The 11,632-nt window shown below is 59.6% G+C and carries 13 protein-coding genes and 1 tRNA gene; 6 read left to right on the top strand and 8 right to left on the bottom strand.

All coding sequences use genetic code 11. The features are described from left to right. Window positions 1-20: 20 nt before the first annotated feature. From APH34_RS14005 to APH34_RS13970, 8 genes are all read right to left on the bottom strand, one after another. Window positions 21-980: a glutathione S-transferase family protein gene (locus tag APH34_RS14005; protein WP_054901629.1), complete on the bottom strand. Its 960-nt coding sequence runs from the start codon at window positions 978-980 to the stop codon at window positions 21-23. A 92-nt stretch (window positions 981-1,072) separates the two neighbouring features. Beyond that, window positions 1,073-2,077, bottom strand: a complete 1,005-nt coding sequence (locus APH34_RS14000; protein ID WP_054901628.1) for a glycosyl transferase family protein — start codon at window positions 2,075-2,077, stop codon at window positions 1,073-1,075. Further along, window positions 2,074-2,409 carry a TusE/DsrC/DsvC family sulfur relay protein gene (locus APH34_RS13995; RefSeq protein WP_054901627.1) on the bottom strand — a complete coding sequence of 112 codons (336 nt, stop codon included), beginning with the start codon at window positions 2,407-2,409 and terminating at the stop codon, window positions 2,074-2,076. Before APH34_RS13995 ends, APH34_RS14000 begins: the two co-directional genes overlap by 4 nt. Beyond that, window positions 2,406-2,702: a sulfurtransferase complex subunit TusB gene (gene tusB / locus APH34_RS13990; RefSeq protein WP_054901626.1), complete on the bottom strand. Its 297-nt coding sequence runs from the start codon at window positions 2,700-2,702 to the stop codon at window positions 2,406-2,408. The genes APH34_RS13995 and tusB overlap by 4 nt, the downstream gene beginning before the upstream one ends. Then, window positions 2,702-3,061: a sulfurtransferase complex subunit TusC gene (gene tusC, locus APH34_RS13985; protein WP_054901625.1), complete on the bottom strand. Its 360-nt coding sequence runs from the start codon at window positions 3,059-3,061 to the stop codon at window positions 2,702-2,704. Before tusC ends, tusB begins: the two co-directional genes overlap by 1 nt. Before the next feature lies 1 nt (window position 3,062). Then, window positions 3,063-3,455, bottom strand: coding sequence for a sulfurtransferase complex subunit TusD (gene tusD, locus APH34_RS13980; RefSeq protein ID WP_054901624.1), 393 nt, complete (start codon window positions 3,453-3,455; stop codon window positions 3,063-3,065). An 87-nt stretch (window positions 3,456-3,542) separates the two neighbouring features. Continuing rightward, window positions 3,543-4,922 (bottom strand): nucleobase:cation symporter-2 family protein, encoded by a 1,380-nt coding sequence (locus APH34_RS13975; RefSeq protein WP_054901623.1) that lies wholly within the window; start codon window positions 4,920-4,922, stop codon window positions 3,543-3,545. Between the two features lie 187 nt (window positions 4,923-5,109). Beyond that, window positions 5,110-5,781: a Bax inhibitor-1/YccA family protein gene (locus tag APH34_RS13970; RefSeq protein ID WP_054901622.1), complete on the bottom strand. Its 672-nt coding sequence runs from the start codon at window positions 5,779-5,781 to the stop codon at window positions 5,110-5,112. A 255-nt stretch (window positions 5,782-6,036) separates the two neighbouring features. On the opposite strand from APH34_RS13970, the gene APH34_RS13965 reads away from it, so the two are divergent. From APH34_RS13965 to APH34_RS29745, 6 genes are all read left to right on the top strand, one after another. Beyond that, window positions 6,037-6,127 (top strand) — tRNA-Ser (locus APH34_RS13965). Between the two features lie 264 nt (window positions 6,128-6,391). Next, window positions 6,392-6,940, top strand: a complete 549-nt coding sequence (locus APH34_RS13960; protein WP_054901621.1) for a hypothetical protein — start codon at window positions 6,392-6,394, stop codon at window positions 6,938-6,940. Window positions 6,941-7,127: 187 nt separating this feature from the next. Next, complete coding sequence (locus APH34_RS13955) at window positions 7,128-8,999, top strand: P-loop NTPase fold protein (protein WP_054901620.1); 1,872 nt, start codon at window positions 7,128-7,130, stop codon at window positions 8,997-8,999. A 286-nt stretch (window positions 9,000-9,285) separates the two neighbouring features. Then, window positions 9,286-9,891 (top strand): Qat anti-phage system associated protein QatB, encoded by a 606-nt coding sequence (qatB, locus tag APH34_RS13950; RefSeq protein ID WP_256215654.1) that lies wholly within the window; start codon window positions 9,286-9,288, stop codon window positions 9,889-9,891. Beyond that, window positions 9,888-11,156 carry a Qat anti-phage system QueC-like protein QatC gene (gene qatC, locus APH34_RS13945; protein WP_054901618.1) on the top strand — a complete coding sequence of 423 codons (1,269 nt, stop codon included), beginning with the start codon at window positions 9,888-9,890 and terminating at the stop codon, window positions 11,154-11,156. Before qatB ends, qatC begins: the two co-directional genes overlap by 4 nt. 290 nt (window positions 11,157-11,446) lie before the next feature. Continuing rightward, the coding region (locus tag APH34_RS29745; RefSeq protein WP_218187071.1) for a hypothetical protein at window positions 11,447-11,632 on the top strand (186 nt) is incomplete at its 3' end.

The following is an 11,632-nucleotide window of genomic DNA, read 5'->3' as shown; positions in this document are numbered from 1 at the left end:
GCCCAGCAGCCCCAACCCTCTCAAGCCTGCCAGATACCTTTGCCCACCAATCGCTCGCGGTCGTGCGTCAGGCCAAAGTCCTGCAACGGTCCCTTGGGCACGATCCCGTTCGGATTGATGTGCTTGTGGCTCATGTAATAGTGCTTCTGGATGTGCTCCATGTTTACCGTTTGCGCCACACCCGGCCACTGGTACAGCTCACGCAACCAGTTCGACAGGTTGGGATAATCGATCAAGCGGCGCAAGTTGCACTTGAAATGGCCGTGGTACACCGCATCGAAGCGCACCAGGGTGGTGAACAGGCGCACATCGGCTTCTGTCAGGTACTCACCCGCCAGATAGCGTTGGCGGCTCAGTAGGGCTTCCAGATACTCCAGCTCGTTGAAGACTTCGTCGAACGCGGCCTCGTAGGCCCCTTGCGTTGTGGCAAAGCCTGCGCGGTACACCCCGTTGTTCACGGCCGGGTAGATGCGCGCATTGAGCGCGTCGATGGTGGGGCGCAGCGGCTCGGGGTACAGGTCCAGGTGGTTGCCGGTCAGCCCGTCAAAGGCGCTGTTGAAGATGCGGATGATTTCCGACGATTCATTGTTGACGATGCGCTTCGTGTGCTTGTCCCACAATACGGGCACTGTGACGCGGCCGGTGTAGTGGGGGTCATCCTGGGTATAGCGCTGGTGCAGAAACGCAAGCCCATCGAGTGCGTCGCCGGTGGAGCCGTTTTGCGGGTCGAAGGTCCAGCCGTTCTCCTGCATCAGCCAGCTGACTACCGATACAGTAATCAGCGGCTCCAGGCCTTTGAGGGCCCGGACAATCAGCGTGCGGTGAGCCCATGGGCAGGCCAGTGACACATAAAGGTGGTAGCGATCGGCCTGCGGAGCGGGCAGTGGGTTGCGGCGCTGTGCACGCTCGCGCTGGAACGCACCATCCTTGGCATTTTCGTACCACTGGTCGTGCCAACGGCCGTCGATCAAAAGGCCCATGATGAGCTCCTCGGAACAAAAAGGTTTGTCGTTGGAGCCCAGTTTAGGAGATAACGTTCGAACAACTAGCGCAAAGACTGTGCCTGAGTGATCTACTTTTTCGATTGGTTGCGGGCGCGCCAGTAGTCACGGGCGGTCGCGAATGCTTCTTCGCGGCCCTGACCCAAGCCACGCAGCGACAGGGCCATGGTCGCCACTACGGCCATCTCCCCATAGCTGTCTTCGGCCTCGCCGCGCCACACTGCCACCAACTGCTCTGGCTGCAAGCTCGCCGGCTTCACATGGCGACGCTCACTGAGCGCTGGCCATTCCTCGTCCCAGGCTTCGCCTGCACGTGTGCCGTACAGATGGCTGATCACATCGGGGTTGACCTCGATTTCGCCGCCGTCACCCTTGATCACCACGGCCTGGTCGCCCAGCAAGCGGCTAGCTTCGCGGTGTACGGCCTGATAGCCAGGGTGGAAGATGCTCTGCAGGCCGCAGCGGGCACTGAGCGGGTTGAGCACACGGGCCAGCGAATGGATGGGGGAGCGCAAGCCCAGGGTGTTGCGCAGGTCGATCATGCGTTGCAATTGCGGCGCCCAGTCCTGCAGCGGGAAGAATGCCAGCCGCTGTTGGTCCAGGGCTTGGCCGACTGCGGCCCAATCACGGCACAACGCAATGTCCAGCAGGGCCAGCAGTTGCTCGGTGTACATGCGCCCGGCCGTATGGGCGCCGCCGCCGTGCATCAGGATACGCACGCCGTTGTTGGCCAGGCACTTTGCTGCCAGCAGGTACCAAGGCAGGTGGCGTTTTTTGCCGGCGTAGCTTGGCCAGTCAATGTCCACGGCGATAGGGGGCGCCTGAAGGTGCGCGCGCACCGCTTCGGTGAACCCTGCCAACTCGTCGGCGCTTTCTTCCTTGTGCCGCAACAGCATCAGGAAGGCCCCCAGTTGAGTGTCTTCGACACGACCTTCCAGCAGCAGGGTCATCGCCGCACGGGCTTCCTCGCGGCTCAGGCCGCGGGCGCCGCGCTTGCCTTTGCCAAGGATGCGCACGAATTCGGCAAACGGGTGTTCGGCGGGGGTTTGCAGGGTAAGTGGACGAGGTTCTGTCATATGCAATTGGTCGGTTTGGGCAGGCCCGCCAGCTTGGCGGCAAGTTTGGCGGGGGTGCCATTGAACAGACGGTTGAGGTGTGGGCTGTTGCCTTTTTCCGGGCCCAGTTTGAGCGCGGTGTACTTGATGAGTGGGCGCGTGGCCGGTGACAACTGGTACTCCTGGTAGAACGCGCGCAGCAGTTCGAGAATTTCCCAGTGCTCGGCTGACAGCACAATGTTTTCACGTGTGGCCAGCGCCTCGGCCACAGCATGGGACCAGTCTTGCAGGTCGACCAGAAAGCCGTCCTTGTCCAGCGCAATCGCCTGGTTGCCTAGGGTCAGGGTGTTCATAGCCAACTGTTGACCTTGTCGTAGTGCAGGGACAGCGCGACGAACGCCTGGTAATCCACGGTCGTGGCCAGCTCGCTGGTGATGGCACGTGCTTGCAGGTCTTCATCCAGCGCGAACAGCCGCTGGCCCAGGCCTGCGTCGCGCAGCAGACGCTGTGGCTCGCTACCGTCGCGCAGGGCATACACCGCATCGCCGCACAGCAGTACGCCATCCTCATCGCCGACCAGGCGCAGGCAACTGTGCAGGCGGTCGTCGCCGAAGGGGGAATGGGATATCACATGCAAAGTCGGCATCAGAGCGTCATCACTTGGTCGAAACGGGCAATCAGCGCGGCGAGGGCGGGATCGTCCAGCACCTCTACCGGCAGTTCCAGGCTGTCGGCAGCCAGCCCGCGCATGGCCAGGCTGTGCTGGCAGGCGAACAGCGCTTCTACGCCGAACATCGGCAGTGCCTGCAGGTTGGCGGCGAGGTTCTTTTGTTGCACGGCAGCGGGGTGCTGGCCCGACGCAAGCTGGAACACGCCGTCATCGAGAAACAGCATGGCCAGCGGCAGGTCAAACGCTCCGCCAGCCAGGGCGATGTCTAGCGCCTCGCGGGCCGATGGGCCACGCCACGGAGCCTGACGGCTGATGATCAACATCGACTTGGCCATTTTAATCGCCTCCAAAGCAGACCAGGCGGTCGGCGAGCTGTGCCGCCTCATGTAACTGGCCCAGGCCAGACAGCTCCCAAGGCTTGGGCAGGTTCACCGCTGGGCGCTGGTAGCGGTTGGCTTCTGCCTCGTCGAGGACGCCACGGCGCAAGGCTGCCGCGATGCACACCACCGCGTCGAGCTGATGGGCCTCGATGAAGGCCCGCCATTGGGCTGCCACATCCAGCTCATCCTGGGGCGACACGATGTTGGCCGAGGCGCTGTGAACGCCGTCCTGGTAGAAGAACAGCCGGGCAATCTCATGCCCGCCAGCCAGCGCCGCCTCGGCGAAGCGCAGGGCGCGCCGCGAGGAAGGCGCATGGGCCGGGGAAAAAACCGCGAGGGCGAATTTCATGGGCAACTCGTACAAAGGAATGCGGTCATGATAAAGCAAAAAGCCCGCGCGGGTGGGCGCGGGCTTTGCGGTTGAAGCAACGGCCTGTCAGGCGTGCTCCTTGCTCTCTGGCAGGAACCAGTTCAACACCAGGGCGCAGATGCCGCCGGTGGCGACACCTGACTCCAGCACGTTGCGGATGGCTGCCGGCATATGGGCAAGGAACTCCGGTACCTGGGCTACACCCAGGCCGAGGGCCAGGGATACCGCGATGATCAACAGGGCCCGGCGATCCAGGCGGGTGCTGGCAAGGATGTTGATGCCGGACGCAGCAACCGCACCGAACATGACCATGGCCGCGCCACCGAGTACCGGCTCAGGCACCGCTTGAATCACACCGGCAACAGCCGGGAACAACCCCAGCAAGATGAGCATCACCGCAATCCAGAGGCCGATGTGGCGGCTGGCGATACCCGTCAGCTGAATCACACCGTTATTTTGGGCAAAGATCGAGCTGGGGAAGGTGTTGAACAGGCCGGCCAGCAGCGAGTTGGCGCCGTTGACCAGCACCCCGCCCTTGATCCGTTGCATCCACACCGGGCCTTCGACCGGCTGGCGCGAGACCTTGCTGGTGGCAGTGACATCTCCAATGGCCTCCAGGGACGTGACCAGGTAGATCACCAGCATCGGGATGAACAGCGCCCACGAGAAGCCCAGGCCGAAATGCAGGGGCGTCGGGACCTGGAACAGCGCCGCTTCATGCATGCCGGTGAAGTCCAGGCGGCCGAGGTAACCGGCCAGGGCATAGCCCACAGCGAGCGCGATAACGATGGCGCAGCTGCGCATCCAGACTACGGGGATGCGGTTGAGGATAACGATGATTGCCAGCACCACGCCCGACAGCAGCAGGTTTTCGCCATTGGCGAAGGTACCGTTTGCCATGGCGCCGAAGCCGCCGCCCATGCTGATCAGGCCGACCTTGATCAGGGTCAGGCCGATCATCAGCACGACGATGCCGGTCACCAGTGGGGTAATCAGGCGCTTCACGAACGGCAGGATGCGCGACACCCCCATCTCGACGAAGGAGCCTGCAATCACCACGCCGAAGATCGCCGCCATCACACCTTCCACCGGCGTACCCTGCTTGACCATCAGTGCCCCGCCGGCAATCAGCGGCCCGACGAAGTTGAAGCTGGTGCCCTGCACGATCAGCAGCCCCGCGCCAAACGGCCCAAAGCGCTTGCACTGGACAAAGGTCGCGATACCGGAGATGACCAGCGACATCGATACGATCAGGTTGGTGTCTCGCGCAGAAACCCCCAGTGCCTGGCAAATCAGCAGGCCGGGGGTAACGATCGGCACGATGATCGCCAACAGATGTTGCAGTGCCGCCAGCAGGCCGATCAGCAGCCGTGGCTTGTCTTCAAGGCCAAGCACCAGTTCATTGGCAGGCGCCGACGCGCCTGGGCTGTGTTCTTGTGAGCTCATCGGTGAAGCTGCCCCGGAAGAAAAAAGGAGCGCATTCTACGGCCAGAAACGTGATAGGGGTAGGGGCAAGCATGATACCCGCATGATCGCGGGCTGTTCGGTGAACAAGCTGACTTTTAAGTCAGTTTGCAGGCACGAAAAAGCCCGCCGAAGCGGGCTTTCGTCACGTGCACTCAAACCATCGCAATCAGTCGTCGCGGCCCATGATGCCGAACAGCTGCAGCAGGCTGATGAACAGGTTGTAGATCGATACATACAGGCTGATGGTGGCCATGATGTAGTTACGCTCGCCGCCATGGATGATGGCGCTGGTCTGGAACAGGATGCAGACCGACGAGAACAGCACGAAGCCAGCGCTGATCGCCAGTTGCAGGCCGCTGATCTGGAAGAAGAAGCTCGCGACCACGGCACCCAGTAGCACGAAGAAACCAGCGGTGATGAAACCGCTGAGGAAGCTCATGTCCCTGCGGGAGATCAGCACATAGGCCGACAGCCCGCCGAACACCAAGGCCGTCATGGCGAAGGCCGAGCTGACCACTTCGGCGCCGCCGCTCATGCCCAGGTAGCGGTTGAGGATCGGGCCTAGGATGAAGCCCATGAAACCGGTGAGTGCGAAGGTGGAGACCAGGCCCCAGACCGAATCACGCAGCTTGGCGGTGAGGAAGAACAGGCCATAGAAGCCGATCAGCACGACGAACACGTTCGGGTAGCCGACACGCATCTGTTGTGCAACGAAGGCCATGACACCGCTGAAGGCGAGGGTGAGTGCCAGCAGGCTGTAGGTGTTGCGCAGGACTTTGCTGACCTCGCGCTGCTCAACCTGTTGGCCGTTGTGTACGGCGTAATCCTGTTCGCGCATGGCGACACTCCTTGGTAAACCTGTGGTTTTGAAACATTCAGATGCTAGGAGTCTATCAGAGCTCCTGCAACCGGCGACATAGAGAGTTTGACAGCGTGTTTCATTACGGTATTATGGCGCCGCAAAACGAGCTGGAAGCGTGGCCGAGTGGTTTAAGGCAACGGTCTTGAAAACCGTCGATGGGCAACTATCCTAGGGTTCTTATCTAAGGTAGATCCTAGATGCACACTTCAAGTCATCCCAGCAGTCTGCATCGGGAAATTGGCAGAGTGGTTGAATGCACCGGTCTTGAAAACCGGCGTACGTTAATAGCGTACCCAGGGTTCGAATCCCTGGTTTCCCGCCAAACTCAGTAAAATCAGGGCGTAGAGCAATCTACGCCCTTTTTTGTGCCTGGTCATTCGCGATGCCCCGGCCAGCCGTCAGTCCCCTTCAAAACCCAGAATCATCATCGTGCACTCAGCTAAATGCACGCTACTGCATTCTGCTGCACACCAAAAAGGCAACACGCCTTCAGTTGCATGCTTGTGAAGCCCATTTCCATTGATGTTCAGGGCCATTACCGCTTGGCCCTTGACTCTCTCCCTGCTCACAGATTTAAGGCCTCTCGATGGTTCATACCGATGATGTACTGCAAACCCAGAACAGCCCTGTGAACGTAGGCTCCCCAGAAGCCGACCATAAACTCGCTACCTGGCAGACCGGTCAACCGATCCCCCGACCTGAGATCGTAGTGTGCGACCAGTATGAAAATTATCTGGAGACGCCGCCGGAAGGCTTGGAGGTCGAGGACGCGGAGGTGATTTGGTGGACAGTGGCCTCTAGCTTCAGCCGCGAGGAGCTACGGAACAAGCTCCTGCCAGTCATCGAAAAGCGGCAAGACTGGGCCTGCTTCCTCTTTTCCCCAATCGCAGACCTGGAAGGCAATGGCCGCTATCCATCCGGCGTCATTCAGCTTCTTCGGGACATTCTGCCCAAGGGGGCTCTCATCGCTGTTGAGCCCGCAGCAGCGGAGGAGTTGCCCGAGCTCGCGGGTACCTTGGCTATCCAAAACCAGATCTGGCATGAGCTTACCTGGGCCGCTTTTCGGCTCGCTCTGGATCAGAAGCTACCTGACTATCTTCGGGACATGTACTTTGCGGGTGATTTGGGGATCTAGCAGGGGGAGGGCGCGCCCCTTTCCTGACTAACCGTCATGTAACGAAAAATTTCCTCATCCCAGTGCACCCGTAGGTGGTGGCCACTGGCCCAGCGCAAGGCTACTATGGCGCGTCGTTGCCATTGCTTCACGCTGACAACTTTCACTCGGAAAGCTTTCACGCTGAAGACGTCCAGGGAGGGTTGCCATGTGGGTAGATAACGAAACGGAAACAGACTTCCTCAATTTTTCCGGGGTTGCTGACACGGTCGCCGAGATCGTCTACCAGGCTGATGGCCGCCCGATTTCCATTGGTGTGTCTGGTGCGTGGGGCGCGGGCAAGTCGTCCATGATCAAGTTGATCCAGGCGTCCCTTAAAGATCCGCCCCAGAGCGACGAGAAGCCTGCGAAGGACTTTGTGTTCGTTGAGTTCAACGCCTGGCTGTATCAGGGCTACGATGACGCCCGTGCCGCATTGATGGACGTGATCGCCACGCGCCTGGAGGCCGAGGCAAAGAAACGCGCGAAAGGCCTAGATAAGGCGTCTGAGCTGCTTTCACGGGTGAATTGGCTCCGAGCTGCGAAGCTCGCTGGCAGCACCGCCTTGTCCTTTGCTACGGGAGTACCCGCGACGGGCCTGCTTGGCGAGATCATTGGCCTTGTTGATCGAGTTCGATCTGGGCAGGTTGATCAGGATGCCATCGAGGCATTGCACGACACCGCCGAAAAAGCCAAGGATGAGGCCGGTAAGCTATGGAACAGCGCACCTGCCAAAAAGTCTCCGCCGAAGGAAATTCAGGCACTCAGGGATAACTTCGAGGCCATCCTGGAAGAGCTGGGTGTCACCCTGGTCGTGTTGATCGACGACCTGGATCGCTGCCTGCCGGAGACTACGATCTCAACCCTGGAAGCCATTCGTCTCTTCCTGTTCCTGCGCAACACCGCGTTCGTGATCGCTGCGGACAACGAGATGATCAAGCACGCGGTGCGCAAGCACTTTAGCGGCGTGCCCGATGATGTATTGGTGACCAGCTATTTCGACAAACTGATTCAGGTGCCGATTCGTGTCCCTCCTCTGGGTACCCAGGAAGTCCGGGCGTACATGATGATGCTGTTCCTGGAGAACAGTAAGCTGACGAAAAAAGTCGTCGAAGAAATTCGAGTCAAGGTGCGCGGACAGCTTCGGACAACCTGGCAGGGCAACCGGGTGGATCGCGCATTCATGCAGACCTTGTACGACGACTACCCCACAGATCTGATCGGCAAGTTTGATACCGCTGAGCGGCTGGCTGCAGTCATGACGTCAGCTTCTGGTATCCAGGGAAACCCGCGACTCATCAAGCGATTCTTGAACGCGCTGTCTATCCGCATGAGCATCTCTCGTGCCCAGGGGGTGGGTGTCGACGAAGCCGTACTGGTTAAGCTGATGCTGTTCGAGCGTAGCGGCAACCCCAAAGCGTACGAAGAGCTGATGAAAGCTGTGGCCTCCCACAAGGACGGCAAGCCCGTGCTGCTTAGCGAGTGGGAAGCGGATGTGAAGTTGGGTAAGGCCCTGACACTCCAGCAGCCCTGGGATCTTCCTTTCGTCAAAGAGTGGCTCGCCCTGCCTCCAGCATTGGCAGACAAAGATTTGCGAGGTGCTATCTACGTCAGTCGTGAGCACGCTCCGATCATCACAGACGAAGACCGACTGTCTTCAGAAGCTGCCGAGTTGCTCACGGCACTGCTTGCTACCCCTGACATGGCGGAGCAGCTCAAGGATCGGCTTGCTCTCATAGCGCCCGTCGATCTCAACATTGTGATGGATCGTTTGCTTGATAAAGCGGGTGCTGAGCAGGAGTGGGGCGTACCGGACATCCTGGAGGCGTTGCTCGTGGTCGGGCGCCTAGATGCGCAGCAGGGGCTCCGACTGGCGGCGTTCCTGAAGGCACGTCCGCCTGCGCAAATCCAAGCGGGCATCGTGCCGAAACTGACCGACGAGTCTTGGGTGAAATCAGTCTACGAATTCTGGATGACGGCTGAAGTCAGTGGGCCGGTGAAGGCTGCGATAAGGAAGTTCGATGGGAACCTCACAAAATAACGATCCGCCTGGCAAGGGCCTACCGTACGTACCACCTTGGACTCCGCCGCTGCCGCCGTTGCCGCCGCCCGTGCCGCCCGTGCCGCCAAAGCCGCCCGAGCCACCGGAGGATCCACGAGATGACGGGCCACCTGAGCCGGACAAGGACGAGACCGAGGATGGTAATGACCAACCCGAAAACCCAAGGCAGGTACCCCAGGCACCACCACCCTTAGCCCCTCCTGCACGATTCAAGGGAGCACGGCGAGGGCTGGGTGACTTCGCAAATAGCGGTAATCGCAATAGCTTGCGCAAGAGCCTGCGGGAATATGTGCGCCATGGGTATGGTGGATCAAAAACCACCACGGCACGTTTTGGAGGCACCGCGTCAATCGCCGGGGTCTTCGGCAGCGCGCTTGAGTCGGTCGCTGATGGCAGCCAACAAGCTGGCCCCGGTGTACTTGACCGTGCCCTTCTGCAAGGTCGCTCTGCATCCGAAGTGATGGATGCCCTGGTTGAAGCCGTCCGCCCGGTAGACGGTACTCAGGATGCAGAAGCCGAGCGTGCTTCGATTCGTGGGTCGCTGTCCGATGTTTTGGTGCGCTATCCAGATGCTGACCTGCTCAACCTGTCAGCTGAGCAGCGGGCTTTTGCGATTGAGCGTTTCACAGCGATGGACGTGTTCCATCGGTACGAGCTCGATATGTGCAAGACCATCCAGGAAAAGGCGCCTTCAGCATCGGTCGCAATGCGTCGCTTGAAGGAGATCAAGGACTACATCAAAGAGTGCGTGAGCACTTCGTTCCGCAAGATCGCAAACGCCAAAACGCCCTTGACTACTGGGAGGATTTCTCAGGTTGTCACCCAGGCGCTACAGGACACCTTTGAAGTGTTTGAGGGGTACGTAGAATGAGGTTTGTGTGCGGCCCAGCTGGGTTCACTGTGCCGGGTATGGACGGCGCCATGCAAGTGGTGATCTACGGCAAAGCTGAAGACGGACAGGTCAGTGTCGGTGGCTATGCCCGTGAACTGCTCGACAAGGCCCATTTGGAAATCAGCCCTCAAGCCTGGGACTTCCTGAGCATTGCTCTTTCAGTGGTAGCTGCAGACTTTACTGATTTGAGAGCAAAGAGTGCTGATGCCTGGACTCGCCAGATCACTCTTGAGATTGCGGTGCAAGATCCGGTGTTTTGGAACACCCAGGCGCGTGCCCTGGAGGCAGCGCTGCGGTTTCTTACAACGGATCAATGGACGCTGGCTTTCCATCCCGGTGGTTTTGGGCCGCCGGCACAGATGCAGGCGCTGCATCCGGTGGAAGATTCGGTGGTACTGCTTTCTGGCGGTCTCGACAGCTTGATTGGTGCGATTGACCTAGTGGAGCAGGGGTTAAAGCCCTATGCGGTGAGCCAGATTGTCAGAGGTGACGGTGAGAAGCAGGATCTGTTTGCTCAGAGCCTGGGTTTGAACCGGATCGGTCTCAATCATGTGGCCAGATCGCCTGGGCAGCAGGAGCCGTCCCAGCGTGCTCGCTCGATCGTATTTTTGGCATTTGGCCTGGCCGTAGCGACCTCGCTCGATCGCTACCATCGTGGCGAGACCGTGCCGCTGTACATCTGCGAGAACGGGTTCATCGCCATCAATCCGCCGCTGACCATGTCCCGCGTCGGTAGCCTGAGCACTCGCACTGCGCATCCTGAGTACCTGGGACGGCTTCAGCAGGTCTTTGATGCTGCCGGCATCAACGTTCAGATTCGTAACCCCTATGCCTTGGTCACGAAAGGGGAAATGATGGTGGGCTGCAGAAATCAGGATTTGCTCAAGCAGCATGCCGTGGCATCAACCAGCTGTGGGCGCTTTCAGCGGTTCGGTTACAAGCACTGTGGCCGCTGCGTGCCGTGCCAAGTTAGGCGCGCTTCGTTTAAACGGTGGTCGTCGCTCCGTGATCAAACCGAATACGTCCACGATAACCTGAGCAAAGATGACCTGCAGCATGGGCGATTCGAAGATGTGCGCTCGGTCGGCATGGCATTGGCAAACGTTGCTCAAAATGGCTTCGAAGAGTGGCTAGGCCACAGCCTCTTTTCTCCCTTCATCCATGATCGCCAAGGGTATAGTCAGATGCTCGCGCGAGGGCTGGAAGAGCTTGGTGTGTTGCACCGTGACTATCGGCTGACCTAACTGAGTGACGCGTGCGTCGAATGGCTACGCGGTGTGGCTCAATGCATAGCCACATTCGACGTATGGTTATAGGTGCGACGAAGGTGTTGTGCACGAGCGGGGCCTCCAAGTAGTGCGCTCGGAAGTAACGCCTGACAAAGCTAATAGCAGCGTGGATAAGCGTCCCGCAATCACACCTTGCCGCATCACGCTTACCATCCCTCACGTGAGCCGTGATTGCCTCTGCGACAGAGCGGCTGTAATTTGGATTTTTTCGCCGGGCTGTAGCGGCCCTTCAGGGATTGAATGACATGAATGATGCAGAACCTCCCATCAGCTCGAACGTTTCCGCTTTGCGCTTTGCACGCGCTGTCCTAAAGATGACCTATCCCACAGTCTCCGCCTACGAATTCGATACCCTCAAGCGCGAGGCGGTCATCCGGGAGCGATGGAACGCATCGACCATCTACCTTATCGTTCAACGCCCGCTTACCTAC

The sequence above is a fragment of the Pseudomonas sp. NBRC 111131 genome (assembly GCF_001320525.1).
Classification (GTDB): domain Bacteria; phylum Pseudomonadota; class Gammaproteobacteria; order Pseudomonadales; family Pseudomonadaceae; genus Aquipseudomonas; species Aquipseudomonas ceruminis.
Note: the sequence above shows the minus strand (reverse complement) of the source record. Positions and strands in the feature narration are given on the sequence as shown.

Excerpts from the sequence above, each read along its gene's own strand:
- APH34_RS14005 (WP_054901629.1), bottom strand. The coding sequence starts at position 980 with ATGGGCCTTTTGATCGACGGCCGTTGGCACGACCAGTGGTACGAAAAT.
- APH34_RS14000 (WP_054901628.1), bottom strand. The coding sequence starts at position 2,077 with ATGACAGAACCTCGTCCACTTACCCTGCAAACCCCCGCCGAACACCCG.
- APH34_RS13995 (WP_054901627.1), bottom strand. The coding sequence starts at position 2,409 with ATGAACACCCTGACCCTAGGCAACCAGGCGATTGCGCTGGACAAGGAC.
- tusB (WP_054901626.1), bottom strand. The coding sequence starts at position 2,702 with ATGCCGACTTTGCATGTGATATCCCATTCCCCCTTCGGCGACGACCGC.
- tusC (WP_054901625.1), bottom strand. The coding sequence starts at position 3,061 with ATGGCCAAGTCGATGTTGATCATCAGCCGTCAGGCTCCGTGGCGTGGC.
- tusD (WP_054901624.1), bottom strand. The coding sequence starts at position 3,455 with ATGAAATTCGCCCTCGCGGTTTTTTCCCCGGCCCATGCGCCTTCCTCG.
- APH34_RS13975 (WP_054901623.1), bottom strand. The coding sequence starts at position 4,922 with ATGAGCTCACAAGAACACAGCCCAGGCGCGTCGGCGCCTGCCAATGAA.
- APH34_RS13970 (WP_054901622.1), bottom strand. The coding sequence starts at position 5,781 with ATGCGCGAACAGGATTACGCCGTACACAACGGCCAACAGGTTGAGCAG.
- APH34_RS13960 (WP_054901621.1), top strand. The coding sequence starts at position 6,392 with ATGGTTCATACCGATGATGTACTGCAAACCCAGAACAGCCCTGTGAAC.
- APH34_RS13955 (WP_054901620.1), top strand. The coding sequence starts at position 7,128 with ATGTGGGTAGATAACGAAACGGAAACAGACTTCCTCAATTTTTCCGGG.
- qatC (WP_054901618.1), top strand. The coding sequence starts at position 9,888 with ATGAGGTTTGTGTGCGGCCCAGCTGGGTTCACTGTGCCGGGTATGGAC.